The 25,264-nt window shown below is 67.6% G+C and carries 29 protein-coding genes and 2 pseudogenes; 12 read left to right on the plus strand and 19 right to left on the minus strand.

Features of this window, described 5'->3' with window-relative positions:
• Nucleotides 1–268: 268 nt before the first annotated feature.
• From ACFOES_RS07395 to ACFOES_RS07430, 8 genes and pseudogenes are all read right to left on the minus strand, one after another.
• A pseudogene (locus ACFOES_RS07395) lies at nucleotides 269–849 on the minus strand (IS5 family transposase); the annotation flags it as partial.
• 164 nt (nucleotides 850–1,013) lie between these two features.
• Complete coding sequence (locus tag ACFOES_RS07400; protein ID WP_377832561.1) at nucleotides 1,014–1,928, minus strand: FAD:protein FMN transferase; 915 nt, start codon at nucleotides 1,926–1,928, stop codon at nucleotides 1,014–1,016.
• On the minus strand, nucleotides 1,928–2,464 hold the full coding sequence (locus ACFOES_RS07405) for a nitrous oxide reductase accessory protein NosL (RefSeq protein ID WP_377832562.1): 537 nt from the start codon (nucleotides 2,462–2,464) through the stop codon (nucleotides 1,928–1,930). Before ACFOES_RS07405 ends, ACFOES_RS07400 begins: the two co-directional genes overlap by 1 nt.
• Entirely contained in the window at nucleotides 2,461–3,288 is an 828-nt protein-coding gene (locus ACFOES_RS07410) for an ABC transporter permease (protein WP_377832563.1), read from the minus strand. Before ACFOES_RS07410 ends, ACFOES_RS07405 begins: the two co-directional genes overlap by 4 nt.
• Nucleotides 3,285–4,199, minus strand: a complete 915-nt coding sequence (locus tag ACFOES_RS07415; RefSeq protein WP_377832564.1) for an ABC transporter ATP-binding protein — start codon at nucleotides 4,197–4,199, stop codon at nucleotides 3,285–3,287. Before ACFOES_RS07415 ends, ACFOES_RS07410 begins: the two co-directional genes overlap by 4 nt.
• The gene (locus tag ACFOES_RS07420; protein ID WP_377832565.1) at nucleotides 4,196–5,458 is read right to left on the minus strand and encodes a nitrous oxide reductase family maturation protein NosD; all 1,263 of its coding nucleotides are present in this window, start codon (nucleotides 5,456–5,458) and stop codon (nucleotides 4,196–4,198) included. The genes ACFOES_RS07415 and ACFOES_RS07420 overlap by 4 nt, the downstream gene beginning before the upstream one ends.
• Nucleotides 5,459–5,470: 12 nt before the next feature.
• The gene (gene nosZ, locus ACFOES_RS07425; RefSeq protein WP_377832566.1) at nucleotides 5,471–7,357 is read right to left on the minus strand and encodes a TAT-dependent nitrous-oxide reductase; all 1,887 of its coding nucleotides are present in this window, start codon (nucleotides 7,355–7,357) and stop codon (nucleotides 5,471–5,473) included.
• Nucleotides 7,354–9,531, minus strand: a complete 2,178-nt coding sequence (locus tag ACFOES_RS07430; protein WP_377832567.1) for a 4Fe-4S binding protein — start codon at nucleotides 9,529–9,531, stop codon at nucleotides 7,354–7,356. Before ACFOES_RS07430 ends, nosZ begins: the two co-directional genes overlap by 4 nt.
• Nucleotides 9,532–9,796: 265 nt before the next feature.
• Between ACFOES_RS07430 and ACFOES_RS07435 the strand changes: the two genes are divergently transcribed.
• Both ACFOES_RS07435 and ACFOES_RS07440 read left to right on the plus strand, forming a co-directional pair.
• Nucleotides 9,797–10,234 (plus strand): pseudoazurin, encoded by a 438-nt coding sequence (locus ACFOES_RS07435; protein ID WP_377832568.1) that lies wholly within the window; start codon nucleotides 9,797–9,799, stop codon nucleotides 10,232–10,234.
• Between the two features lie 161 nt (nucleotides 10,235–10,395).
• A complete protein-coding gene (locus ACFOES_RS07440; RefSeq protein WP_377832569.1) occupies nucleotides 10,396–10,605 on the plus strand; it encodes a DUF1858 domain-containing protein in 210 nt (69 codons plus the stop codon).
• Here the strand turns inward: ACFOES_RS07440 and ACFOES_RS07445 are convergent.
• Nucleotides 10,602–11,297, minus strand: coding sequence for a Crp/Fnr family transcriptional regulator (locus ACFOES_RS07445; protein WP_377832570.1), 696 nt, complete (start codon nucleotides 11,295–11,297; stop codon nucleotides 10,602–10,604). The genes ACFOES_RS07440 and ACFOES_RS07445 overlap by 4 nt on opposite strands.
• Nucleotides 11,298–11,461: 164 nt before the next feature.
• Here ACFOES_RS07445 and ACFOES_RS07450 point away from each other — a divergent pair, with 164 nt between their 5' ends.
• Complete coding sequence (locus ACFOES_RS07450) at nucleotides 11,462–12,655, plus strand: NnrS family protein (protein ID WP_377832571.1); 1,194 nt, start codon at nucleotides 11,462–11,464, stop codon at nucleotides 12,653–12,655.
• 11 nt (nucleotides 12,656–12,666) lie between these two features.
• On the opposite strand, the gene ubiV is transcribed toward ACFOES_RS07450, so the two are convergent.
• Genes ubiV through ACFOES_RS07470 form a run of 4 tightly spaced genes read right to left on the minus strand, consistent with a single transcriptional unit; the run spans nucleotide 12,667 to nucleotide 15,574 of the window.
• Entirely contained in the window at nucleotides 12,667–13,575 is a 909-nt protein-coding gene (gene ubiV / locus ACFOES_RS07455; protein WP_377832572.1) for a ubiquinone anaerobic biosynthesis protein UbiV, read from the minus strand.
• A 4-nt stretch (nucleotides 13,576–13,579) separates the two neighbouring features.
• Entirely contained in the window at nucleotides 13,580–14,596 is a 1,017-nt protein-coding gene (ubiU, locus tag ACFOES_RS07460; protein ID WP_377832574.1) for a ubiquinone anaerobic biosynthesis protein UbiU, read from the minus strand.
• Nucleotides 14,593–15,093, minus strand: coding sequence for a ubiquinone anaerobic biosynthesis accessory factor UbiT (gene ubiT, locus ACFOES_RS07465; RefSeq protein WP_377832575.1), 501 nt, complete (start codon nucleotides 15,091–15,093; stop codon nucleotides 14,593–14,595). Before ubiT ends, ubiU begins: the two co-directional genes overlap by 4 nt.
• Before the next feature lie 10 nt (nucleotides 15,094–15,103).
• The gene (locus tag ACFOES_RS07470; protein WP_377832576.1) at nucleotides 15,104–15,574 is read right to left on the minus strand and encodes a hemerythrin domain-containing protein; all 471 of its coding nucleotides are present in this window, start codon (nucleotides 15,572–15,574) and stop codon (nucleotides 15,104–15,106) included.
• Between the two features lie 282 nt (nucleotides 15,575–15,856).
• On the opposite strand from ACFOES_RS07470, the gene ACFOES_RS07475 reads away from it, so the two are divergent.
• From ACFOES_RS07475 to ACFOES_RS07485, 3 genes are all read left to right on the plus strand, one after another.
• Complete coding sequence (locus ACFOES_RS07475) at nucleotides 15,857–16,285, plus strand: RrF2 family transcriptional regulator (protein WP_377832577.1); 429 nt, start codon at nucleotides 15,857–15,859, stop codon at nucleotides 16,283–16,285.
• A complete protein-coding gene (locus ACFOES_RS07480) occupies nucleotides 16,282–16,557 on the plus strand; it encodes a DUF6522 family protein (protein WP_377832578.1) in 276 nt (91 codons plus the stop codon). The genes ACFOES_RS07475 and ACFOES_RS07480 overlap by 4 nt, the downstream gene beginning before the upstream one ends.
• Before the next feature lie 86 nt (nucleotides 16,558–16,643).
• Complete coding sequence (locus tag ACFOES_RS07485; RefSeq protein WP_377832579.1) at nucleotides 16,644–17,447, plus strand: cyclic nucleotide-binding domain-containing protein; 804 nt, start codon at nucleotides 16,644–16,646, stop codon at nucleotides 17,445–17,447.
• 141 nt (nucleotides 17,448–17,588) lie between these two features.
• Here ACFOES_RS07485 and ACFOES_RS07490 read toward each other — a convergent pair.
• From ACFOES_RS07490 to ACFOES_RS07500, 3 genes and pseudogenes are all read right to left on the minus strand, one after another.
• Nucleotides 17,589–17,703, minus strand: a pseudogene (locus tag ACFOES_RS07490) (IS3 family transposase); the annotation flags it as partial.
• A 392-nt stretch (nucleotides 17,704–18,095) separates the two neighbouring features.
• The gene (locus ACFOES_RS07495) at nucleotides 18,096–18,527 is read right to left on the minus strand and encodes an RrF2 family transcriptional regulator (protein ID WP_377832580.1); all 432 of its coding nucleotides are present in this window, start codon (nucleotides 18,525–18,527) and stop codon (nucleotides 18,096–18,098) included.
• A gap of 30 nt (nucleotides 18,528–18,557) precedes the next feature.
• The gene (locus tag ACFOES_RS07500; RefSeq protein ID WP_377832581.1) at nucleotides 18,558–20,048 is read right to left on the minus strand and encodes a glutamate synthase subunit beta; all 1,491 of its coding nucleotides are present in this window, start codon (nucleotides 20,046–20,048) and stop codon (nucleotides 18,558–18,560) included.
• 99 nt (nucleotides 20,049–20,147) lie between these two features.
• On the opposite strand from ACFOES_RS07500, the gene ACFOES_RS07505 reads away from it, so the two are divergent.
• Genes ACFOES_RS07505 through ACFOES_RS07515 form a run of 3 tightly spaced genes read left to right on the plus strand, consistent with a single transcriptional unit; the run spans nucleotide 20,148 to nucleotide 21,994 of the window.
• A complete protein-coding gene (locus ACFOES_RS07505) occupies nucleotides 20,148–20,405 on the plus strand; it encodes a DUF2249 domain-containing protein (RefSeq protein WP_377832582.1) in 258 nt (85 codons plus the stop codon).
• A gap of 10 nt (nucleotides 20,406–20,415) precedes the next feature.
• A complete protein-coding gene (locus tag ACFOES_RS07510; protein WP_377832583.1) occupies nucleotides 20,416–20,733 on the plus strand; it encodes a DUF6522 family protein in 318 nt (105 codons plus the stop codon).
• The gene (locus ACFOES_RS07515; RefSeq protein WP_377832584.1) at nucleotides 20,726–21,994 is read left to right on the plus strand and encodes a NifU family protein; all 1,269 of its coding nucleotides are present in this window, start codon (nucleotides 20,726–20,728) and stop codon (nucleotides 21,992–21,994) included. The genes ACFOES_RS07510 and ACFOES_RS07515 overlap by 8 nt, the downstream gene beginning before the upstream one ends.
• A 67-nt stretch (nucleotides 21,995–22,061) precedes the next feature.
• Here the strand turns inward: ACFOES_RS07515 and ACFOES_RS07520 are convergent, their stop codons facing one another.
• Nucleotides 22,062–22,904, minus strand: a complete 843-nt coding sequence (locus ACFOES_RS07520) for a LysR family transcriptional regulator (protein WP_377832585.1) — start codon at nucleotides 22,902–22,904, stop codon at nucleotides 22,062–22,064.
• Between the two features lie 110 nt (nucleotides 22,905–23,014).
• Between ACFOES_RS07520 and ACFOES_RS07525 the strand changes: the two genes are divergently transcribed.
• From ACFOES_RS07525 to ACFOES_RS07535, 3 genes are all read left to right on the plus strand, one after another.
• Nucleotides 23,015–23,377, plus strand: coding sequence for a DUF488 domain-containing protein (locus tag ACFOES_RS07525; protein WP_377832586.1), 363 nt, complete (start codon nucleotides 23,015–23,017; stop codon nucleotides 23,375–23,377).
• Nucleotides 23,378–23,532: 155 nt separating this feature from the next.
• Nucleotides 23,533–23,655: a hypothetical protein gene (locus ACFOES_RS07530; RefSeq protein ID WP_377832587.1), complete on the plus strand. Its 123-nt coding sequence runs from the start codon at nucleotides 23,533–23,535 to the stop codon at nucleotides 23,653–23,655.
• 47 nt (nucleotides 23,656–23,702) lie between these two features.
• On the plus strand, nucleotides 23,703–24,407 hold the full coding sequence (locus ACFOES_RS07535) for a 5-formyltetrahydrofolate cyclo-ligase (RefSeq protein ID WP_377832588.1): 705 nt from the start codon (nucleotides 23,703–23,705) through the stop codon (nucleotides 24,405–24,407).
• Between the two features lie 15 nt (nucleotides 24,408–24,422).
• On the opposite strand, the gene ACFOES_RS07540 is transcribed toward ACFOES_RS07535, so the two are convergent.
• Nucleotides 24,423–24,749, minus strand: a complete 327-nt coding sequence (locus ACFOES_RS07540) for a carboxymuconolactone decarboxylase family protein (protein WP_377832589.1) — start codon at nucleotides 24,747–24,749, stop codon at nucleotides 24,423–24,425.
• Nucleotides 24,750–24,779: 30 nt separating this feature from the next.
• Nucleotides 24,780–25,238 (minus strand): group III truncated hemoglobin, encoded by a 459-nt coding sequence (locus ACFOES_RS07545; RefSeq protein ID WP_377832590.1) that lies wholly within the window; start codon nucleotides 25,236–25,238, stop codon nucleotides 24,780–24,782.
• Nucleotides 25,239–25,264: the final 26 nt, after the last annotated feature.

The raw sequence follows: 25,264 nt of genomic DNA on the forward strand, positions 1-25,264 counted from the left end.
CAATCCGAACCATTGGGGGACAGTGCTCACAGGCCCTGAAACAGCCCGGTGCGCGCGAGAAACGCGCGGGGCAAGCGCCGGTCCGTCCCGGCGGGCTGGCGCTATGCCCCCCGCGCGAGGCTCATCCGACAGAGGGATTTGGCTGCCACAAAGCACTGCCGCTCAAATGCTGCGCGCGCGCCCCACGGGCCGGCGCTTGCCCTGCTTCCGACACGCCGAACCAGAAACCGCCCCCCCCCGATCACGTCTCACCCGCGCCGGTCCCGTTCCGGCCCGGGATACAGGGCCTGATGCCCTTGTCTTTCAAGACTTCGCGGAACCGATCCGCATCATAGCCCCGGTCAGCGAGCAGCCAGTCGGCCTCGGGCAGGCTGCTCAGCAGCGCGGCAGCGCCGGTATAGTCGCTGACCTGGCCCGCAGTCATGACGAACTTGAGCGGGCGGCCCCTGGCGTCCGTGACAGCATGCAGCTTGGTGTTCATGCCGCCCTTGGGCCGGCCGATCAGGCGTCCACGCCGCCCTATTTCGACCGCAAACTCGAGGCCGTGCGATGGGCTTTCAGATAGGTTGCGTCGATCATGACCGTCTTCCGATCCGCGGCCTCCGAAGCCAGCCCCTCGAAGATCCTGGCGAACACACCCATCTCGCTCCAGCACTTCCATCGATTGTAGAGGGTCTTCGGCGGGCCATACTCCATGGGCGCACCGCGCCACCGCAAGCCATTGCGAGTGATGAAGATTATCCCGCTCAACACGCGCCGACCATCGACCTTCGGCTTGCCATGGCTCTTTGGAAAGAAAGGCTGAAACCGTGCCGTCTGCTCGTCGGTCAGCCAGAAAAGATTGCTCATCATGCCGCCATAGGTTCGGAAGCGTGAATCACGCCGGCAGGGCACTCGCAAGCCGATTAATGGGTCCTGAGCCTAAGCGATGGCCTACATGGGGACGTCGAGCCATTCCTTGCTGCGGATGTGCCCATCCCGAAGGTGGTCAACGATCGGAAGCCTTCCTGGAATCAACTCCAGATCACTTGCATCTCGTCTTCCGCCCAAGTCTCAACTCGTTCCGGCCCAGCAAGCACAGCAGCCGTCGAAAAGGCGTCGGCCACCGCAGCCCTGCGGTGAATGACATTCGCGGTTAACGCCGGGGCGCGAGCGGTGGGACCTTCTCCCAGCGGATTGAAGATGTGACCGATGCCCGCCGCCGGGTTCACCATGGTCCCGGTCAGGCTTGAGGAAGCGATGGCACACGCTCGCAGCTTCAGTCGACTGCCATCGCTCAGCCCGACATGCCAACCGTCCCCGTCTGGCCGCAGCCCCAACGCCCGGATCTCGCCGATATCCACCAGCACGTCCCGCAGCCCCTCGCTCTGCAGCAACGCCGCGACACGATCTGTGACGAAGCCCTGGGCAATTCCATTCATCGTCAGGGCCATACCCGGTTTGCGAAACACAATCTCCGCGGCAGAAACCTCGACCCCTGCCAGCCCGATCAATGCTCGCGCCGCTGCGATCTCGCCGGCCTCGGGCAAGGTGCCCGCCGCGAAGTGCCGGGCATGGAGCGCGAACAACGGTTGGACCGTCGGATCGAACAGCCCCTCGGTGCGATGGTGAACACTCTGGGCGAGCGACAGCACTTCGAGCATTTCAGGGGATGGCGCATTCAGGCGGCCCTCTCGATTGAGCCGAGCGAGGGCGCTGTCGGACCGGTAGAGGCTGAACTCCGCTTCCAGCCGGCCAAGCTCGGCCTCGATCCGGGCGAACAGCGGCGCGGCCTCGGCTGCGGACAGCCCGACGAGCTTGATTTCGGCATGGGCGCCGAGGGCATGCCCCTGCCAGCGGGCGAGCGGTGCGGCACGGCCCAACGTCGGCAACACGCAGGCGGCAGCGGCAATCAGCAGGGCACGGCGGCGAGTGATCATCCTTGCCATCAGTTCATTCCTTCCATCGAGGAGGTGTTCCCCTTTTCCGCGCCCATATCGGGGTGCACATAGCTTTCGGGCACCTCTTTCAGCGCCACGATCCGGCCGCCGGCCTCGGCGACGAAGGCCTCGGCCCCGGCGCGGGTGGCGAAGGGCACCGCCTCGGGCATGCCCATGCCGCCCTTGCGGGCGCTGTCGATGACGAAGAGGGCGCTGTCGGCATCGGTCCAGGCCTTGTCGCCGGGCACGGCCCAGCTTTCGGCGCGGGCCATGTCGGTGACGTAGAAGGCCGCGATCTCGGCGTCGCGCTCGGGATCGTGCAGATAGGCGATGGCGTCGCTGACCTGGCCGAACCAGATCGGATGCTCGTAGCCGCGCAGGTGGATCTGGGCCTTGGGGCCGGCATGGTCGGCGACGATCATCTGGCAATAGTGGCCGAGGGCCTCGTCGGTCAGGGCGACCGGGTCGGGCTTGCCTGCGGCCTGGTCCTCCTTGCAGGCGGTGAGACCAAGCGCGAGGGCGGCGATGAGAAGCATACGGATCATGGCACGATCTTTCTTGTCAGGTGGATGCCCAGCGCGGCCGGCACGGCCAGCCAGAGGCCGAGGACGACAAGCGGGAGGCGCGGGCTGAACGGCAGGCTGCGGGCAAGGCCGTCGATGCCCGAGACCGGGGCGGCGTCGAAGGCGGCGAGGTTGTAGATGCGGAAGGCGTCGGCAGGGTTGGCCAGCACCAGCCAGGGAAAGACATGGCTGGTGAAGGCGCCCTCGCCCGCCGCGATCACTCCGCCCAAAAGGGCGAGATCGTAGAGAACGACGACGATCAGCCAGCAGGCGATGGCGAAGGCGGCGGCGGTGGCGGTGCGCCCGGCGGCGGCCGAAAGCGCCAGGCCGACAGCGACGAAGATGGCGCCGAGCGCGAGGCCCGAGCCGACCAGCCGCGCCCAGGCGGCCAGGCCCTCGGCGCTGATGCCGTAGACCGCGCCGATCGCCCCACCGGCAATGGCGAAACCCAGGGCGATGGCCGCGCCGACGGCGGCGCTCTGGGCCAGGAACTTGGCCACGAACAGCTCCCAGCGCCGGGCCGGCGTCGCCAGCGTCAGCGCCAGCGTGCCGCGCTCGACCTCGCCGGCCAGCGCGTCATAGGACATCAGCAGCGCGATCAGCGGGATCAGGTAGACCGAGAGGGTCGAGAGGCTGGCGGCGGTCAGGCTGAGGACGTCGGCCTTGAGCGCCGCCCCCTGCCCGGCGCCGAGGAAGCCGAGCGCCAGGGCGAAGGCGGCCAGCGCCGCGGTGGCAAGCCCGACCCAGAGGTTGCGCCGGGCGAGGCGGAATTCCTGGGCGGCGATGGTTGCGAGGCGGGCGATCATGGCCGGCTCTCCTCTGCGCTGAGGTCCGAATAGTGGCGGTAGAGGTCGGAAAGACCGGGCCGGTGCAGGTCGACATCGCTGACCAGTTCGGGCAGGCCGGCGAGCCGCGCGACCATCGGCAATGCCTGGTCGGGCGGGCAGCTCAGGTCAAGCCGGCAGCCGTTGAACCGCGTGCCTCCGAGTTCGGCCTGCAGCCGGTCGGCCTGCCCCGCATGCGCCGTCACCCGGATCGTCGCCGGCAGCGCGGCACGGCGGGCGAGCGCCTCCAGCGTGCCGTCGGCAACCAGCCGGCCGCGCGACAGGATGGCGATGCGGTCGGTGCGATGCTCGATCTCTTCCAGCCCGTGCGAGGACAGCAGAACGGCACAGCCGCGCCCCGCCGCCTCGGCGATCACGGCGTAGAAGTCGCGCCGCGAGAGCGGGTCGAGCCCGCTGGTCGGCTCATCGAGCAGCAGCAACCGCGGCGCACCGATCAGCGCCTGGGCCAGGCCGAGGCGCTGGCGCATCCCCTTTGAATAGCTGCCGACCGGGCGGCCCGCCGCCTCGGCCAGACCGACACGATCGAGCAGGTCGGGGATCGCCGATCGCGGCGCCCGGCGCAGGCCGGAGAAATAGCGCAGCACCTCGGTGCCGGTCAGGCTGCGCGGGAAGGCCACCGTTTCGGGCAGGTAGTTTACGGCAACCCGGGCGGCATCGGCGCCGGGCGCTTGGCCCGTGACCGTCACCCGCCCGGCCGCTGCGGGCAGGAAGCCGAGGATGGTCTTGAACAGGGTCGACTTGCCGGCGCCGTTATGGCCGAGCAGCGCCACGCGCTCGCCCGGCGCGACGCTCAGGCTGACACCGTCGAGCGCCCGGAGGCGGCCGTAGCGGACCCCCAGCCCGTCGACCGTCAGGATCGGTTGCGCGCTCATTGCGTTTCTCCTTGCTTGTGCGGCAGGCCGGCGCCGGCTGGCGAGACCAGCGGCGCACTGTCGATGACGCCGCCGGGCAGCAGGCCAGGGAAACGCTGCTGCGACCAGCGGATCAGCTGCACCGCGGGCGATCCCATCAAGAGCTTGGCCATCGGCTGCGACCAGACCACCCGGTCGATCGCGGTATTGGGGCGGTAGGGGCTGTCGGCGCGCCCGTCGCCGTCGATGTCGAAGGCGACATGGTCCGACCAGTAGTTGCCGGTGCCGTTCTCGGACCATTCCAGCCAGCGGGTGCCGACATATTTCACCTGCAGCCGGTTGCCGATGAAGGCGTTGCCCGAGATCGCGTTGCGTTCCGAGCCGGCGGTGAAATGCACGCCGATGCCGCAGCCTTCGAAGCGGTTGGCGATGATCCGGTTGACGTTGGAATTGTAGACGAAGAGGCATTTCTCGCCACCGTGGCGGACCTCGTTATGGGCGATCACGGCATGGTTGGCGAAGTTCATGAAGAAGCCGTGCGCGCTGTCGCCGTCCGACAGGTTGCCGGTCACCTTCAGGCGGCGCGAATACATCAGCGCGAAGCCCATCGTGTTGCCGCGGCTGATATTGTCCTCGATCACCAGCCGGTTGGAATACATCGAGTGGAAGGCGTAGCGCAGGTTCGTCATCACGTTGCGCCGGTAGGTCGCCTGGTTCGAGGTGGTGACGAAGACCCCGTCGCGGCCCTTGGAAATGCGGTTGCCCTCGACCAGCAGGCCGGGGGCGTTCCAGACATAGATGCCGGGGCCGCGCTCGGGCACCCGCAGGTCGTCGCGGCCGACGATGGTGTTGTTGCGGACCGTGACGTCCTGCGCGCCCTGGACGTCGACGCCGATCAGGTTGCCGATCAGGCGGCTGTCCTCGACCACGGCGCGGCGGGCACCCTTTTCCAGCGCGATGCCGCTGTCGAGATGGTCGAGCCGCCGGCCCGCCCCGGTGACCGTGAGGCCGCGCAGGGTGACGTCGGGCGCGGTGACCGTGATCACCGTGCCCGCGCCGCGCCCCGCGATCTCCGCCCCCCGTCCGGTCAGCGTCAGCGGCTTGTTCAGGGTGACCGGCCCGGCATAGCGCCCCTGTTCGAGGGTCAGCACGTCGCCGGGTCGGGCGGTGGCGATGGCGCGGGCCAGCGCCTCCGGCCCGGGAAGCACCGTCACCTCGGCCGCCGCCGCGACCAGCGGCGCCAGGCTGAGGAGCAGGGCAAGGAGGGGCCGGAGGCGCATCGTTCCGCCCCCTTACGCCGGCTTGACCAGCATCCGGCCGCGCATCTCCATGTGAAGCGCGTGGCAGAACCACTGGCAGTAATACCAGTGCACGCCAGGCCGGTCGGCGGTGAAGGTGACGCTGGCGGTGGCCTGCGGCCCGATCTCCATCGCGATGCCGTGATTGCCCAGGGTGAAGCCATGGGTCAGGTCGTCGACGTCATCCATGTTGGTGATATAGACGGTCACCTCGTCGCCCTGGTTGACCTCGAACTTCTCGAGGCTGAAGACCGGCGCGACCGAGTGCATGTAGACCCGCACCTTGTTGCCGTCGCGGATCACGTCCTCGCCATAGTCGAGATCGACGCCGTCCGCCTCGGCCTGCTTTCGCGCCGCCGCCCACATCGGGTCATTGCGGTCGTAGATCGAGACCGGATTGAGGATATCGGCCCGCACCATGATGCAGTCATGCGGCTCGGCGAAGGTCGGGCCGTCATGCACCAGTTCCATCTTGCCGTCCGAGATGTTGATCAGCTGGTCGTTCTCGGGCTTGAGCGGGCCGGCATTGAGGAAACGGTCCTTCGAGAACTTGTTCAGCGAGATCAGGAACTGGCCGTCGGCCTCGGCGGTTTCGCCCATCGTGGTGTGGTTGTGGCCGGGCTGATACATCACGTCGATCTTCTCGATGATCGGATCGACCTTCTCGCCGGCATAGGCGCGCACCGCCTTGTCGATGTTCCAGTGGCAGATCTGGCTGTCCAGGAACAGCGTGGTGAAGGCGTTGCCCTTGCCGTCGAAGGCGGTGTGCAGCGGGCCGAGGCCCAGTTCCGGCTCGGCGACCACGGCCGAGCGCGGCTCGGCGCCCTGGAACACCGCCTCGATCTTGCGCACATCGACCACGGTGACGGTCGGCGACAGCTTGCCGTTGAGGCACAGGTGCACCTTGTCGGGCGCCATGTTGCAGCCATGCGGGCTGTTCGGCACCGGGATGTAGACGGTGTAGGGAGAACCGTGACGCCCGTCGAGCACCTTGACGCCCTTGTATTCCTTGAAATCCCCCTTCTTGATGCCTTGCTCGATGCGGGCGATGTCGAAGACCACCACCCAGTCCATCTCGTTCGCCGTCATCTCGGCCAGGTTCACGCCCTCTTCCGAGTTGTAGCAGGTCGAGAAGGCATATTTGCCCTCGTAATCGGCGTCGCAATTGTCGAGGTTGCCGTCGACGATCACCTGCCAGGCGACTTCCATCTTGTCGCCGTCGATCGCGGTGAAGAGCGAGTGGTATTTCGTCGGCTCGTCCAGCACCGAGCCGTCATTGGGCAGCGGCACCCGGTGCTCGCCATTGGCGAAGACATAGCCGGTGCGCGGATATTTCTGCGGCCGCAGACCGTGGATGTCGGTCGTGTTCGGGATCTCGATGATCTTGTCGGTCTTCATGATGTCGCAGCGGATGCGCGCGACCCGAGTATTCGCCTTGTCGTTGGCGAAGATGTAGCGCCCGTCATAGGTGCCCTCGGTGAAGGACATGTGCGGGTGGTGCAGGTCGCCGTTCTCGTAGGTTTTCATCCCCCGCTTGGCGAGGAACTCTTTCGTCTCGGGCAGCAGGCCCTCGGTCAGAATCTTCAGGCTCTCGTTGGTGATGCCCCAGCCCGTGGCCGAACAGCGATTGAAGACCGGGATGCGGATCAGCTCGCGCATCGACGGCACGCCCATCAGCCGGATCTCGCCCGACTGGCCGCCCGACCAGATGCCGTAATAGCTGTCCAGTTCGCCCGGCGCGACCTCGTTGGCGGCGCGGGCGGCGTTGGCCTGCTGCGCCGAGCCGACCAGCCCGATGCCGCCGGCCCCGGCCAGAACGGCGGCGCCTGCTGTGCCTTGGAACAAGCCGCGGCGAGAAATGCCCTTGGTTACTTCTGTCATCTTCCCTCTCCTTCAATTTCCAGTTCGGCAGGGTGTTTGCGTGTGGATTTCGACAAACTGTTGGGATGGCCCGTGACCCGTGCGGCGGCGTCGGCCGAGGCGGAGGCCTTGGCGCGGCGCTTCTCGCGCAGGATCACGACGGGGCAGCGCTCCTTGTCCTGGTAGAGCACCTGGCAATTCAGACAGGAGATGCACTCGTTGGGATTGATCTCGCCGGTCGGGTGGATCGCCTCGACCGGGCAGTCGGCGGCGCAGCGCTGGCAGGGATTGCCGCACTCGTTGTAACGCTTGAGCCAGCGGAACATGTGCAACCGCGCCGGGATCGCCAGCCCGCCGCCCAGCGGGCAGACATAGCGGCAGTAGAACCGCTCGATGAACAGCCCGGGCGCAAGGCAGGCCAGCGCGAAGATCACGTAGGGCAGCGGCCGGGCGAACTTGAGGATGATCGCGGTCTTGAAGGGCTCGATCTCGGCGAATTGCTCGGCCAGCGCCAGCGAATGCAGCGACAGCCCGAACAGCCCGAGGAAGATGATGTATTTCAGCGCCCAGAGCCGTTCGTGCAGCCCCCAGGGCAACGTCACCTGCGGCACGCCCAGCCGCCGCGCGATCTTGTTCGACAGCTCCTGCAGCGCGCCGAAGGGGCAGAGCCAGCCGCAATAGGCGCCGCGCGCCCAGAAGATCAGCGCCGCGGCGACGGCGAACCACAGCAGGAAGATCAGCGGGTCCATCAGGAAGGTCGACCAGCGGAAATCGCTGAACAGCGCCGAGATCACGGCGAGCAGGTTCACCACCGAGAGCTGGGCATTGGCGTACCAGCCGATGAAGACCAGCGTGAAGACAAGGTAGGCGTTGCGCAGGATGGCGAAGGCGCGGGCGTTGCGCGTCACGAAGGTCTGGAAGAAGAAGATCCCCGACAGCAGCCCCAGCGCGACCGCCAGCACGATCACCTGGCTCCGCTTGGCCTGCCAGATCTTCAGCCACAGCGCGTCTCGGGCCGGCGCCTCGGCCGCGTCGGACTTGGCGGCGGCGGGCACTGTCGCGGCGACGGTCTTCACGTAAGTGTCGGGCAGCTGGTAGCTCAGGTCGTAAGTCAGGAAGAGCTTCTCGATCGGACCGACGGCGCGATGGACAAGGAATTGGAGCCGGAACGGCGCCGCCGGGTCGAAGCCGGCCTTGGCCGGGACGATGAACAGGTCCATCTCGGTCAGCTTCGGCGCACCCTCGGCCGCGATGCGGACAAGGCGCATGTGCTGGTGGTCGTGGAAGCGTTGCGAGACTTCGCCCTGGATCAGGTGAAAGCGGTCGAAGATGCCCCCGCGGACATAGCCCGAGCCCTTGAAGGACCAGCGGCCGTTGCCGAAGACGGCAATCGCCTCGTCGCCCTCCTTCATCCGCTTCCGGAGGTTGGCGAAGACACGCTCGCCCAGCAGGCTGCGGCCGATCGCCGGCTCGCTGACCAGCGCGGCATAGAGGTCGATGTAATTGTCCGTCAGCGGCGGCTTCTCGGCGTTCTTGGCGCTGCGTGGGTCGCCCATCGCAGCGAAGTCTGCGTTGATCTGCTTGACGTCGACGGTCAGCCGCCGCACCGCGCCGTTGCCGGTCAGCGTCTGCCAGTCGGTCACCGTGCCCGCGCCGCGGTCGATGACGCGCGTCGGGCCCGTCGGGGCCGCCTTCTCGAACCCCTCCAGCCCCAGCGCCTGCGCGACCTTGATCCCGGCGCGCAGGATCGAATCGTCGATCACCATGATGGTGACGGTTGCCCCCGAGACGATGTCGAGGTCGGAGGCATCGCGGCCCTTGGCCACGCCGTGCAGGTCGAGCCCGGTGTATTTCTGGATCACCGCCCGGATCTTGGCCTCGGGGATGCCGACCAGCACGATCGGCTCGGAATGCTTGACCAGCCTGATGCCGGTGATGACCGCCTTGGGCGAAATCCCGGCGACGATGTGGATGGGCTTGCCCGAATAGCCGGTAGTCGAGACGAAATCGGAGGTCAGGAAGGCCCAGCCGACCAGCGTGTCGCCCTTCAGCGCCGGGGCGAGGCCGTTCTCGCCGATCGGGCCGAAGTGATCCGCTCCGGGGACGATCTCGGCCACGTCGACCTTGTCGATATACTGGCTCAGGATCGGGGCCGCCCCGGCCACCGTCGCGCCGAAGGTCAACGCGATCATCATCCAGGCCCCGGCCAGAAGCCGCGCTCGCCAATCATGTCCGTTGCGTCGTCCCATCACCGCCTCGTCTCGCTCACGCCCTTTCACGGCGCTGTGACGGCGGCATAGGCGGCCTCGGCCCGGCAAAGTTTGCGTTTGCGCAAAGAACGGACCGATTTGGCGCGGCGGCACGCGGCGACCGCCGGGAAGTTTGCGCCGGCGCAAACTCGGGCCGGGTCCGCCCCCCTATCCCCGGCGGCGAACGGAATTCTCAACGATGGAGTGACACATGAAACCGTTTCGCATCACCGCCGCCCTGATCGCCGCCGGCCTCACCCTCGGCGCGGCCACGGCGCAGGCCCAGGAAATCGTGGTCCAGATGCTCAACCGCAGCGAATCCGGCATGATGGTGTTCGAGCCCGGCTTCGTGAAGGCCAATGTCGGCGACACGATCCGCTTCGTGCCCACCGACAAGGGCCACAACGCCGAGACGATCAAGGGCTTCCTGCCCGATGGCGCGACGGCGATCGAAGGCAAGAGCGGCAAGGAGGTCACGCTGACCCTGACCAAGGAAGGGCTCTACGGCATCCGCTGCAAGCCGCACTATGGCCTTGGCATGGTGGCCCTGATCGAGGCCGGCCAGCCGGTGAACCTCGACGCGGTCAAGGCGATCCACGAGCCGAAGAAGGCAGCCCAGAAGTTCGACGCCTGGCTCAACCAGCTCTGAACCACGTCAGAGGCGCGTCACGCCCCGGCCCCGATTGCCGGGGCGTGTCCCTTGCTGGGCCAGGCCGCATCCATAAGCCCCCAAGCTTGTTCCGGCGCAATATCCGCTTCGCGCAAATCGGTCAGAAAGGTCTTCAGCACTGCAGCCCCGAGGGAGCGCCCATGCGACACGAGATCGACGATCCCGACCTGCCGCTGGCCGAGCTGTTCCGGCGCTGGCCCGGCGCCATCGCGCCTTTCCTGGCCCGCCGGATGATCTGCCCGGGCTGCCCGATCGCGCCGTTCCACACCGTGCTTGACGCCTGCGCGGAATACGACCTGGAGGAAGACGTCTTTCGGGCCGAGATCCGCGCCGCGGCAGAGCGGCCCTAATCCACCGCCCCGCACAGCATCATCAATCGATGTGGCGCGGTCACCACGACATGCTTGCGCGTGCTCTTCACCAGCCCCTCCTTCTCCCAGGCGCTGAGCAGTCGGCTGACCGTATGCAACGTGGTCCCGGTCATGTCCGAGATGTTCTGGCGGGTGATCGGGAAGGTGATCTCGATCCCCTCCTCGGTCTTGCGGCCGGTCTGGTTGGCCATGCGCAGAAGCGCCGCCGCCACCCGCTGCTCGACGGCCTTGGTCGCAAGCTCGACGATCCGGGTCTGCATCTCGCCCAGTCGTTCGCCGACGGTGCGGTAGCTCTCGGTCGCGAAGCCGTCGTATTTCGCGGTGAAGCCGTGCCACAGCCGCACCGGCCAGGACAGCGCGACGCAGTCGGCCGCGGCCATCGCCGTCGCCGGATAGGTATCGCGCTGCAGCGCCGGGGCGATGCCGAACAACTGCCCAGGCGCGATGTGAAGGGCGATGATCTGCTCTCCCGTCGGCGTGGTGCGGATCACCCGGATGACCCCGTCGAGCAGCAGGTAGAAGCGCTCGGCCTCGGCGCCTTCGCGGAAGATCGCGCTGCCGGTGTCGTAGCGGCGCGGGACGGCGAGATCGAGGATCTCCCGGATCTGCGGCCGGCCGAGGCGGCTGAAGGGCGGCAGGCCGCTGAGCAGACTTTCGTCGAGCTTGGACACGTTTCCCCCGGAAGTTTGTCGCGGCGCAAACACGCCTACCCGTTTCTAGCGCACAAGCTCGGGACAGGAAACCGATAGGCCGGCGAAGACGCGTTCCCTCCTGCCGGCCTCCGGGCGGCGCCTTCCTCCCTGCTGGCGCCGCCCGCCCAGACAGGATCTCGACCATGGCACATGCAATCCCCCGCCTTACCTATTCCGGCCCCGCGCTGTTCAGCATGGGGTTCCGGCCCTTCTTCCTGCTGGCCGGGCTGTTCGCCGCCATTGCCGTGCCGCTGTGGCTGGCCATGTTCACCGGCGCGGTCACGCTGCGCGGGCCGTTCGACCCGGTCGACTGGCATATCCACGAGATGCTGTTCGGCTATACCGCGGCGGTGATCGCCGGCTTCCTGTTCACCGCGGTGCCGAACTGGACCGGACGGATGCCGGCGCGCGGGGTGCCGCTGGCCCTGCTGGCGGCGCTGTGGCTGGCCGGGCGTCTGGCGGTGGCCGGGGTGCTGGGGCTCGACCCGGTCGCCGTGGCGGTGATCGACAGCGCCTTCCTGCTGGCGATCGGGGCGATGATCGGGATCGAGATCGTCGCCGGCCGCAACTGGCGCAACCTCAAGGTGCTGGTGCCGGTGACACTCTATGCCGCGACCAACATCGCCTTCCACCTCGGCGCGTTGAGCGGGGCGGGCACCGAGGGGTCGCGGCGCGCCGCCTTCGCCGTCATCCTGTTCCTGGTCATGCTGATCGGCGGGCGGATCATCCCCAGCTTCACCCGCAACTGGCTGGCGGCGCAGCGAGCGGCGCGGATGCCGGTGCCGGTCAACCGCTTCGACGGGATCAGCCTGGCCGTGGCCGCCGCGGGCCTGCTGCTCTGGGTCGCCGGGCCGGACAGCGTGGCGACCGGGGTCACCCTGCTGGCCGCCGCCGGGCTGCAACTGGTCCGGCTCAGCCGCTGGCGCGGGCTGGCCGCCTGGCGCTCGCCCCTGCTGCTGATGCTTCACCTGGCCTATGCCGCCCTGCCCGTCGGCCTGGCGGTGACGGGGCTGGCCGCCTTCGGCCTGGCCTCGCCCGTGGCCGGCTATCACCTGCTCGGCATCGGAGCCATCGGCGGCATGACGCTCGCGGTGATGATGCGGGCGGCAATGGGCCATACCGGGCGGCCGCTGGTCGCTGGCCGCCTGCTGAGCCTTGCCTTCCTGCTGGTGCTCGGGGCGGCCCTGATCCGCGTCCTCGCGGCGGACACGATGGGCGGGCTGGTCCTCGCGGCGGCCCTGTGGACGGCGGGCTTCGCGCTGTTTTCGCTCAAGGTCGGGCCGTGGCTGGTCACGCAGCGCGCGGGCCGCAAGCGACCCTCCGGGGCGGCGCGCTGAGCGCGCCCCCTTCATCCGCGGGCTGCCGCCTCGATTCGCCGGTAGCCCGCAGCGCCATGATAGAATCCGTTGCTGAACTCGCGGCCGGCGCAGACCGGCGCCAGCATCGCCCGCGCCTCTTTCGCCCCGACCCGGCCCGCAAGGCGGTCGGCGAAGATCCCGGCGACGGCGACCATGTCGACATCCTGCGGCAGCAGCCGGGCGGCCGTGACGCCCATGGCGACGAGATCGGGCAGCTCATCGAGCAGTTCGACATAGCTTTCCGACTGGGTCTGGATGCCGTTGACCCGCAGGATCGGCTGCCCGTCCCGCGTCGCCAGCGGCATGCCGTCGGGATCGGCCTCGCAGACGAATTGGCAATTGTCCTTGGTCCGGCCGTGCGCCCGGGCGTGATAGCAGCGCGCCGAAACCGCCAGCGGCGCCCGGCCGAAGACCTGCACCTCGACGCCGAGCCCGAGGTCGTCCGCCGCCCGCGCGGCCACCGAAATCGCCTCGGCGGGCATCTCGGTCGGCAGGCAGACATGGGTTGCGCCCTGCTCGGCCATCCAGGCGATCGTCGCCTCGTTATAGGCGTTCAGGAACGGTCCGATGCGGTGCGGCCGGCCGGCGCGTGCCAGCAGGCCGGCAGCGTTGTTGATCTCGATCTCGGGATGCTCCAGCGCCGCCAGCCCCGCCGTCGCCTGGCGTTCGCGCGGTAGCATCACCTCGGCCAGCGAGCACAGCACCACCCGCTTGCCCGCGCGCTCCAGCCGCTCGATGGTCTCGGGCAGTTCGCGCTCGAAGAACGGCGCGCGTTTCGAGCAGATCACCTCGCCCAGATAGACGGTCCCGACCGGCGCCTCATCGGCGATCCGGGCATAGAAGTCGCGCTTTGTCTCGGCCGGCCAGTGATAGGCGATCGGCCCCAGGGTCAGCTCCATCGGCTCACCTCCATTTCTTGGTCTTGAACGCGCCCTGGGTCTCTTTCTGGCCTTCGGTCAGGGCGACCAGGTCGGCCAGGTCGGGCTCGACCCCGGCGCGGATGTCGTCGACGGCGCGACGGAAGGCGCGGACGACGCTGCGGACGTAGGATTTCGAGCGTTGCCGGCCCTCGATCTTGAAGGCGTGGACGCCGGCCGCCATCAGTTCGGGCAGCAGACGGCCGAGATTGAGGCTGACCGGCTCCTCGAAGGCATAGTAGCCCTCGGGTCGGTGCGGCGCGACATAGCGGCCCTTGCAGATCGTCGGGTAGCCGGCATTCTCGTCGGGCGCGAAACGGTCGATGGTGAAGCCGGCGAGGCAGCTGCGCATCGCCCCGTCGCTGTCGCGCTCGTAGGTGACATCGGCGGCGGGCGAGCAAACCCCGTCCATGTTGGTCGACTGCCCGGTCAGCCAGTTGGTCAGGCTGCAGCGGCCCTCGACCATCAGGCCGTGATTGCCGAAGACGAAGGTCTCGATCTCGCAGGGGATCTCCGACTTGATCTTGCGGATCTCGGGAATGGTCAGGATGCGCGGCAGCACCACGCGGCGGACGCCGAAATTCTCGCAGTAATAGCGGATCGCCTCGGGACTGGAGGCGGCCGCCTGGACAGAGAGATGCAGCCGGGCGCCGGGATGGGTTTCGGCGATGTGCCGGGCGACGCCCATGTCGGCGACGATGAAGGCGTCGACGCCCGCCCGCACCCCGATCGCCGCCGCCTCGCGCCACAGGTCGACCTTGCCGGCCGGCGGATAGGTGTTGAGGGCCAGCAGCACCCGCGAACCACGCGCATGGGCATAGGCGACCGAGGCCTCCAATTCATCGGGCGTGAAGTTCAGGCCGGGGAAGTTGCGCGCGTTGGTGGCATTGCGGAAGCCGCAATAGACCGAATCCGCGCCGGCATCGACGGCGGTGCGCAGGGCGGCGGGAGTGCCGGCAGGACAGACCAGTTCGCCCGCGTCGGAGAAATCGCTTTTCGTCATTGTCGCCCACTCCGCCGTCTCAGCATCCCCAGGATCGCCCGGCCCGGCGGGCCGAACAGGTCCGCCGTTTCCTGCGCGATCGAGCCGTCGACATCGTCGAGCGCGTTGCGCAGGCTGACGACGGCCTCGGTATTGCCCGAGATGATCAGGTCGCGCGAGAAGAAGGCGGCATCGCCGTCGCTTTCGCCGTCGACCAGTTCGAGCAGCAGCAGGAAGGGCCCCTCGATCCGCGCGTCGGGGACGGGCAGCCGGTCGCGCGGCACGGCGCGCAGCAGCGGCGCCTCGGGGTCCGGACGCAGATGCAAGGCGAACGGCAGTTCGACCGGGACGATGAGGAAATCGGCGGTCTGGTAGGGCGCGATACGGGCGAACATCTCGGGATGGCGCCGGGCCACCCGCTGCACGACCCGGGCCAGGACCGGGCGCAACGCGGCGCAGATCAGGCCCGTCGGCAGCAGCCGGCGCTTCGGGGGGAGAATTGTGTGGGTCTCGGTCATCGCCGCCTCCTCAACGGGTCTCGAACTGCGGGAAGAGCACCTCGTTCTCGAGCCGGATATGCTCTTCGAGATCGGCGATGAAGCGACCGAGCCCGTCATAAAGCGCCGTCCAGGTCCGGCAGGCGCCCTCGGGCAGGGTCAAATCGTCGGTCAGTTTCCGGATTTGGGCGATCTCGTCGCCGTGGTCGTCATGATCGGCGCGCATCGCGGCGATGGGCCGGTCGATCCCCGGCGCGCCACCCTTGCGGATCATCGGGAACAGGATCAGTTCCTCCTTCTTCATGTGGACCTCCATCTCGCCGACCAGCCGCGACAACAGCTCGGCCAGCCCGCGGGGCGCCGTCTCATCGCTGAAATGGACCGTTTCGACCAGGTCGGCGAGCCGTTCGAGTTCGGGCAGTTGCTGTCGGTGCCCGGCGTGATAACGGGTCTCGATATGGTGGGTGAGGGCCGCAGGGTCGTCGATGGGCGCGCAGGTCATCACGGTCAGTCTCCTTCTGCGAGAGTCTCAATCTCGGCGAGGGCCCGATACCGGGAACGAATGCTGCGCTCGATGACGTGGGCGGCACATGCAGGCGGACAGGTCTCGCGCGCAGTCGCGGCCATCAGGGCTGCCGGAGCCTCGGACCGCAGGCGAGCAGCGACAATGCGCGGGGATGGAGCTGTGGACATCGGCGACTCCGCCAATCTGGTCTTCGCCACTTGGCTCTACGGGCTCGTATTGGTATTGTAAACACCTATTCAGCGCGACGGACAGGAAACCATGCGTCTCACCTCTTTCACCGATTACGGGCTGCGTATGCTCATGCGTATGGCCAGCGCCCCCGACCGGCCGTTCTCGACCGCCGAGTTCGCCGAGGAGTTCGGCCTCTCCCGCAACCACCTGACCAAGATCATCCAGCGCCTTGCCCGCGAGGCCATCCTTTCCACCCGGCGCGGCAGTGGCGGCGGGGCGGTTCTGGCCCGTGCGCCCGAAGACATCCGTCTCGGCGAGATCGTGCGGCTGCTCGAAGATGGCCATGCCCTGGTCGAGTGCCTCGGCCCTGGCGGCGGAAGCTGCACCGTCGACGGCCAGTGCCGGCTCAAGGCCCGGCTGCGCCAGGCCGAAACCGCCTTTCTTGCCGAGCTCGACCGCTCGACGCTGGCCGATATCGCCTTGCCCGCCGCCGCCAACTTCCGAGTGCCGTCATGACCGGGGTGATCCGCGACGAAAATGGCTTCACGGTGCCGGCCGAAGTGATCGCTACAGCCTTCGGGCTGACCGAGCGAGAGATGGCAGAGCGGATGCGGAAGGGAGAGATCACCAGCCGAACCGAAGCGGGCATCGGCGACGACGCCGGCCGGTGGCGGCTGAGTTTCTCCTATGCCGGCAGGACCTTCCGGCTGACGGTCGACGCTGCGGGAACGATCCTCAGCCGCGCGCGCTTCGACAGCGCGCTTCCCAATTTCCTCAATGACCTCTGACAGGCGCCAATGTCCATTGCGTTGCCAAGCCGGACACACTGCCGGACACACTGCAGACCGGAAGACCCCGCGGCAGGTCATGCAAGATGCTTGAAGGTGAGACCGGGTTGTGCCGCTTGGCCCCTTACCGCGAAACAGGCCCGGGATTGACAGCGTTCGATGCATCGCTTGATACTCGCTTCGCGCGAAAGGACACCCCCATGAGAGCTGAAGATGTCCCTGAGATGCGGAAGCTGCCACTGTTCTCTGGCATGCAACAGGACAACTTCGAGGCCCTGAGCCGTTGCGCATATGTCCAGACATTCCCGCCCCAGCTCGACTTGATATCGGAAGGAGAACCTTCGGATTTTCTTCATATCCTCGTTGAAGGTCGTGTCGAGTTGCTCGCTTCCTGGAAGCGCAACGAGACCATTTTGACTCTGGTTCCACCACTTTCGACCTTCATCCTCGCAGCGACGATAAGAGACGCCCCCTATCTGATGTCAGCCCGCACGATAGATCGCTCTCGTGTTGTCCTGTTGCCATCGGAAGATGTGCGCAGGGTCTTTGAAACCGACAACGCGTTTGCGCGCGGCGTGGTTGCAGAACTGGCCCAATGCTATCACGGGGTGGTCCGTCACGCCAAAGAACTCAAGCTGCGCACCTCGATGGAGAGGCTTGCCAACTACATTCTGCGCCAGTCCCGTGGTCAAACAGAATTCGAACTCGATATCGAAAAGACGCGGCTGGCATCCTATCTCAATATGACCGCCGAAAACCTGTCGCGGTCGATACGTGCTCTGCAGCCCTACGGTGTCAAGATCACTGGTGCCAATGTAACCATCGAGGCACCTGCCGAGTTGAAGCGCTTCGCCAAGCCGTCGCAGTTGATTGATGATTCCAGCAACTGAGAAACAGGGCTCGGATCATGTGGCCGATGACCTGCTCCCCCTCGGTGTCCGCGCTCATGAGTTGGCTCTGTTCAGGGGGTGGTCCTCTCTCTCGACCGTTGCCGATACTCCCACGGGGTAAGCCCGGCGAGGCTCGTGCGGGGCCCTTGCCGCGATAAGCGCGATAGAGCCTCTTCCAGTTCAGCATCCAGCCCTCCCGCCGGAGCAGGATGCGCAGACGTCGACAGCCGAACCGCCGGCGTCCGCCGGACAGCTCCCGCACTCGTCATCATGGACGGCAGCGAGCGTGACGAGACCGACGCTGAAATGCACTGCCCACGGCTCGGGCCCGCTTCGCTTTGCGCTTCCCACCGAAAACGGTTGCCCCCGCCACGCCTATTGTCGCGACGGGGCCCTTTCCGCCCCCAAGGGCCGGGAACCGAGAGCGAACGACCACAGCATCTTCGGGGGCGCGGAACTCGACAGACAGTGTCAGCGGACGATCGTCACGCCCCCTTCTACGAGTGACGCCACATCCGGAATTCCACCGTCGCGAGAAATGCCTTGCGCTGCCGACCGAGAACAACGCTGAGACCAGTGGTTTGCCACCTCAAATCCCCAAGGGGAGCAAAAGGGCACGGTGGATGCGCGAAACCAAAGCGCGCCGCTTCATCGCGCTCCGCGGGACAGGCCAAAAGTCTCGGGCTCCAAGAGCACATCCTGCAATGTGTGCGCGTCCATCACCTCCATGTAGGCTGCGAGCGCCTTTGACAGGACGCCCGGCAAGCGGCAGGCGGGAAGGATCGAGCAGGAGCTGCCGGGTCCGAAACATTCGACCATATGGAAATCGGGCTCCGTCGCCCGGAGGACGTCTCCGAGACGGATCGCGCCGGGCGCGCGCCCGAGCGTGAAGCCGCCGCCCCGGCCACGCTGCGACCGCAGGAAGCCCGCCGTCGACAACATTCGCACGACCTTCATCAGATGCCCGCGCGAAATCTCATGAGCAGCCAAGGTCTCGTCGATGGTCACCATGCGGTCATGATGTGCAGCGGCGAACAGGAGCACGCGCAGGGCGTAATCCGAGGCCATCGTCAGTCGCATGGGGCGCTCCGTTGCAGGGGTTCCATCGTCTTACCCTGCGGTCGTATCGCTGGCCAGTTCCGGAGGCCTTGTCGCGGCATCGAGATAGCGCGAAACGGCCGCAGCCACCTCGCGCCCTTCGCGGATCGCCCAGACCGCCAACGAGGGCCCGAGCCGCGCGTCGCCGGCGGCGAAGACCCCCTCGGCCGCGGTCATGCGGCTGTCGCGGTCGGCGGCGATGCGGCCCTGCGCCGTCATGGTCACCGCGCCGCCGGTCAGCGCGGCGGCATCCGCGACCGTGAAGCCCAGAGCGTTGATGACGAGGTCCGCCGCGATCTCGAATTCCGAACCCGGCACCCGTTCGGGCACCTGCCGCCCGCCCGCCCCGGCGGCGACCGGCCGGGTGCGGAAGGCGTGCACCATGCGCACGGCGCCGCGGCACCCGAAGCCCTCGGGTTGCGAGGCGATCACGTCCACCGGCACATCCATCAGCGCCTCGGGCTGGCTCTGCCAGCCGAAGGCCGCCCCCTCTTCCTCGGCATGCTCCACCTCACGCAGCGAGCCGGGCATGTTCCCCCGGTCGCGCCGGTATAGACAGGTGACGCCGGCCGCGCCCTGCCGCACCGCGGTGCGCACGCAATCCATCGCCGTATCACCGCCGCCGATCACCACCACCCACTTGTCCGCCGCATCGAATGCGGGCGCCCCGGTTTCGCCGATCAGCGCCCGCGACGAAGCAACGAGGTAGTCCATCGCCGAGATCACCCCCGGCAGTTGCGCCCCCGGCGCATCGAGTCGACGGGCGACATGGGCGCCGTAGGCGAGCACCACGGCATCGTGCCGCCCGCGCAGCTCGTCCAGCGAGATGTCGCGTCCGAGCACGCGACCGCCGTGGAAGATCACGCCGGCATCGAGCAGGAGCCCGGCGCGACGGGCGACCACGTGCTGTTCCATCTTGAATTCGGGGATGCCGTAGGACATCAGCCCGCCCATCCGCGCGTGGGCGTCATAGAGATGCACCTCGTGGCCCGCCGCGCGCAGCTCCTCGGCCGCGGCCATGCCGGCAGGACCGGCGCCGACGACCCCCACGCTCTGTCCGCTCAAGCGTCGCGGAACGCGCGGCGTGACCCAGCCGTTCGCCCAGGCGGTCTCGCCGATATGGCGCTCGACGCCGCCGATGGTGACCGCGCCATGCCCCGCCTGTTCGAGCGTGCAGGCCCATTTCGCCTCGCAAAGCCGCTCCTGCGGGCAGATACGGCCGCAGATTTCGGGAAAGTTGTTCGTCGCCTGGGCGAGCTGATAGGCGTCTTCCATACGCCCTTCCGCCGTCATCTTCAGCCAATCGGGGATGTTGTTGTGAAGGGGACAGTAGACCTGGCAATAGGGCGTGCCGCATTGCTCGCAGCGCGCCGCCTGTCGGGCGGCCTCTTCGGCGCTCAGGTCGGGGCGAATCTCACGGTGATCCGCGATCCGCTCGTCGGGGCGGCGCTTGGCCGCCGCCTGGCGCGCATGAGAGACGTATTTCTGCATCCTGTCGACCATCGGAACCTCCATCTTCCTGATTGACTAGCGGCCAAAAGAAATATTGACAATATTTTTTTAAGATGCACTCTTCCGACATGTTCAGAAAGGATCGCTCAGATGCCGACAGACAGCGCAGCCACAGTTCCCCCCGTCATCGATCTTCGCCCCCTGATCCCGCCCGAACGCCACGGCATGGTCTTCGCCGCCCTCGAGCAGTTGGCGCCGGGCGCGAGCTTCGTGCTGATCAACGACCATGCGCCGATCCCGCTTCTGCGGCATATCGAGCAGCTCTGGCCCGGCCGGTTCCTCAGCGAATGGCTGAAGGACGGGCCCGTGGAATGGCAGATCGCCATCACCCGCGCCGCCGAGGCATAGGAGCGGACCGATGGAACGGATCGCGTTCGCCGACGGCAGGCCCCAGGTGCAAGCCGAGTTCCCGGCCCGGGCCCTCGACTTGAGCACCGACACGCTTCGACGCGGCGTGCGGAACGGAGCGATCACCAGCCGCTACAAGGCCGGCGAAGGGGACCATGCGGGACGGATCCGTCTGACCTTCTTCGCCCCCGAGCGCCGGCTGCCGACCCGGATCTGGAGCGTTGGCAACTATGCCATCGGCATCGGCTTCAGCGGCGGCCACGAAACGGGGATCTATCGCTTCGACGCGCTGCGCGAGATTGCGGATTGCGAGGTCGAAGATGTCTGACCCCGCGCCGCATCGGCGCATTCGCGCGCAAGGATCGGCGCAGGGCCCCAGGGTGATGCGCTTTCTCCTCGATGCCCCCATCCAGGCCGAACGGAACGCGGACTTCGGCGGACCGGATAGGGGCGCGCCACTGGCACGGGCCTTGTTCGCAATCGACGGTGTGACAGGCGTGCAGGTCGTGGGAGAGACCATCCCCGTGACGCGGGCGCAGGGTTGCGACTGGTCGGCGCTGAAGCCCCCTGTCGCAGCGGCGATCCGCGAAGTCCTGGAGACAAGCGACGCGCCACTGGGCCGGCAAGCGGATGCGCCAGCCGCGACGGACCGCGACGCGGCGATGCTGGCGGCCGTCAACGAGGTGCTGGAGGCGCGGGCGAACCCGTCGATTGCCCGGCACGGCGGCCGTGTCAGTGCCGAGGCGGTCGAGAACGGCATCGTCTCGCTGCGCATGTCGGGCGGCTGCCAGGGCTGCGCCGCCTCGTCGCGGACGCTCAGGGAGGGCGTGGAGAAGATGCTGCGTGCGACAGTGCCCGGCATCCGCGCGATCGTCGATGTCACGGACCACGACCAGGGCACCAACCCCTACTACTCCGGCAAGCCCGGTGCGAGCCCCGGCTTCTTCCGCCCGGTTCCGGCCGACGCCGTTTGCGTCGAGGACGGCCGGATCGTGATCGACCCCGACTACCTGGCGCCGCGGCTGGGTCTGAGCGTCGAGGCCCTCGAAGCGGGCTTCGGGCGCGGCGACATCGTCACGGAGCGCCTGACCGGCGGCGCCTCGGATCGCATCCGCATCGGTGTGCGCAGCCCGCAGCGGGCCTGGGCCGCCGAGATCCTGTCCGACGGCACAGCGCACGAGATCCCGCCGCCGCAACGGCGCGGCGCCTCCGACGAGGCCAAAGCCGCCCTCGCCAAGAGAATTCGAAACCACCTCTTGACCCTGCCCGAGAGCGGTTTGCCCGTGACCTATGGACAGCTCGCCCGTGCGCTCGGGCTCTATTGGCCCGGTGCGATCCGGCGGATCACGACCTCGCTTGAGGCAACCATGCACGAGGACGCGCGCGCCGGGCGTCCGTTCATCGCCGCCCGCGTCGTCGGCCGCGGCAGGGCCGGCATCCCCGGAAAGGGGTTCTTCGACCTGGCTAGAACCTTGGGCCGGGGTCCTCAGAAGGAGGAGACAGCGCAGGCCTTTCACCGCAGGATGCTGGTCGCGAGCCTCCGGTTGGACGCGCCCGGGCCCGCCCCCGCATCGAAGGCGGCCCCCTGAAGTCACGCGCCCGTCGGCGCCGCACTCGTGCGATTGGCGGGCGACACGCCGGATTCGAGCGGCCCGCCTAAAGCGGCGCTCCGCCAGCCACGAGACTTCGGATCATCGGGTCGATGAGCGCCTTGTCGCGGTCCGCACGGATCACGATCCAGGCCGGCAGCTCGAAGACCGGCGCGCCGCGGACGGGAAACAACCGCCCGGCATCGATCTGGCGCTGGACCAGGCGTTGCGGGAAATAGCCGCTGCCGCGATTGATCTTGAGGTATTCCAGCCCCAGCCAGGCAATGTTGACCGAGACCGCCGGGCCCGGGAAATCCGGGAAGCTGGCGCGAAACTGCGTGTCGAATTCGGGGCCCCAGTCGACATGGATGTAACTGTCCGGTTGCAGGGCGCCCGTTGCGTCGGTGGAGACCAGCACCAGCCGCTCGGTCAGCAGCGGCAGGAGTTCGAGCATCGGTCGGCGCTGCGGCGTGAACATCACGCCGATATCCATGCGGCTTTCGACCAGCGCCTGCATCAGGTCGGGTTCGAAGCCGATTTCGGAATGAAGCGAGACCTGCGGCTGCGCCTTCTTCATGCTGGCGAACCAGCGCATCATCAGCCCGTCCCAGAGGCCGAAACGGGCGCCGATGACGACGCGGGCGCGGAACGCCTTGGGCAGACCGACATCCTGCCGCGCCCGCTCCAGTGCCCGCACCATCTGTCCGGCATGCTTGAGGAACCGGCGGCCCTGGGCGGTCAGAACCGCGCCGGACTTGTTACGGGTGAACAATGTGCTGCCCAATTGCTCCTCGAGCGCCCGTATCCGGGCACTGACGGTCGACTGGGTGACGTGGAGCCGGTCCGCGGCAGCGACGAAGCTGCCCGTATCGGCAACGGTCAGGAAGGTGCGCGCATGCTCGATGTTCATCGGAGCGAATGATATCGCACTATTCGATATTATATACCAATTAAATTCGCTTTCTCAATGAATGGAATTGCGCGACACAGGTGTATCGACACCAACTGGACCGCCGCCAAATGATCGACATCCGGGTCAAACGCGCCTATCGCGCCGCACGGGTTTCCGACGGCCATCGGGTGCTTGTCGATCGCGTCTGGCCGCGCGGCATTGCACGGGATCGGTTGCGCGTTGCCGAATGGCTGCAGGAAATCGCGCCGAGTGCCGAACTCCGGCGCTGGTTCGGGCACGATCCCGACAGGTGGGGCGCGTTCCGGGCGGCCTACTGGGAAGAACTCGACGACAACCCGGCCTCCGTTTCCCGGCTCCGCGCGCGCGCCAGGGAAGGGCCGGTCACACTGATCTACGGTGCCAAGGACGAAATGCACAACAACGCGGTCGCATTGAAGGACTATCTGGACAGGAGGGCAGAAACGCCATGAAGGACAGGAACATGAGGGGCGCGCCCCCTATGACGACGGCTCATGGGGCCGGCCGCGACGAGGGCGCCGGCCCCCTTGGGAAGCTGTGCCCGAGTCCGGGGGAATGCCGGCTGATGGTCGGGCTTGCGCTTTCCGTGGCGGGCATTGCCGTCCTGGTGACAGGACGGGCCGAGGCCTCCGGAGCCGTGACCTGGCTGGACGTCGTCGGGGCCAGTGCATTGATCACCGGACTGCTGCTCTGGGGGGCCGGGGTCATCGTGCGCACGCTGGAACTGTGACGCTTTCGCCCAGCCGTCCGCGCCGCGTCGAACAGGAGACGCCGAAGATGGAGAACGACCGTAACGAGCGTTGCCCCGGCGGGTTCTCTTCCCCGCCCTGCTATGCTGCAGAGGTGGCGCCGGGCTATTTCGACCCGCTGGCGGTCGATCCCGAGCAGGCGCGGGACGTCGCCCGCTGGCGCAAGGCCGAGCGCGGCCGGTTGCGCGCGGAACGTCAGGCGCTGAGCGTCGCGGACCGCGGCGCGGTAGCGGGCTCCTTGACGAAGCATCTGCGGTCCTTCCTCGCCGCGCGGTTCGACGGTGCCCGGGGGCGCATCCTCTCGGCCTATTGGCCGATCAAGGGAGAGCCGGACCTGCGGCCGTTGATGGCCGAGCTGCACCGGGCGGGGGTGGCTATCGCCCTGCCGCTGGTCGAAGTCAAAAGGGCGCCGCTGGCCTTTCGGCGCTGGACGCCCGAAACCCGGATGGTGCGCGGCGACTGGAACATTCCCGTGCCACCGCCGGACGCGCCGGCCGTCACCCCGGATATTGCCTTCGCCCCGCTGGTCGGCTGGGACGACGCGGGCTATCGCCTGGGCTATGGCGGCGGCTATTTCGACAGGACGCTCGCCAGCCTGGCACCGCGCCCCTTCACCATCGGCATCGGCTTCCAGGCGGCCCGGCTCTCGACCATCTTCCCGCAGCCGCACGACATCGTGCTCGACGCGATCGTGACCGAGGCGGGCGTGCAGGTTCCTCGCAGCGCCAGCTAGGCCCCGGCGCCCGCGTCACGCCTCGGCCTCGACGAGCACGTCCAGGGCCTTGAGCGACGGGGCATAGCTCGCGCCCGCCCGCATTTCAGCCGCGACCCGGATCGCTTCCATGATCTGCTCTGCGCGGTCACCCGCGTTGCGTGCGCCCTTCACATGGCCCTCGATGCACTGCGTCACATGCGCCACCGCTACGGCGATCGGCTGCTTGGTGCGCCGATCCAGCGCACCTTCGGTGAAGACGGCCTTCGAGTAGGCACGGAAAGCGTCTTCGGTCTCCGGGGCGAGCGCGCGCCGACGCGCGATCGCCGCGCGTGTCGCCCTGGGAAAATGGAGGTCGGCCATATTGCAGCCTCGCGGGTCTGGACACGTTTTCTAGCGCAGCGGCGGCGTCAAGCTGACCTCCTGGCGGGCGGCTTGACCGGCCATGAACAGCGACCTGGCGATACGTTCGGCGCAGTCGATCAGATGCGAAGCGCCTTTGGGCGGACAGGTTTCCTGCGCCGTCTCACGGAACAGCGAAAGCCAGCGCTCGTAGTGATCCCAGGTCACCGGAAGGACCGCATGTTTTGGCATCGGCCGGCCATGATAGCGTCCGGTCATCAGCGCGACAGAGGACCAGAACGCGGCCATGCGTTCCAGATGCGGCGGCCAATCCGTGATGCGCTCCGCAAAGATCGGTCCCAGGGCGTCATCGGCCCGGACCTTGGCATAGAAGCGGTACACAAGTCCAGTCAGCAGCCCGTCGTCAAGGCCCGTCCGCTCGATCAGGGCGGCGGTCAATTCGGGGCGGGCCGAACGGGTCTCGTTCTCGGTGGCAGATGCTGTCGTCATGGCGGCCTCGCAACTTTGTGGTTGCA

The organism is Acidimangrovimonas pyrenivorans (assembly GCF_042643245.1).
Classification (GTDB): domain Bacteria; phylum Pseudomonadota; class Alphaproteobacteria; order Rhodobacterales; family Rhodobacteraceae; genus Acidimangrovimonas; species Acidimangrovimonas pyrenivorans.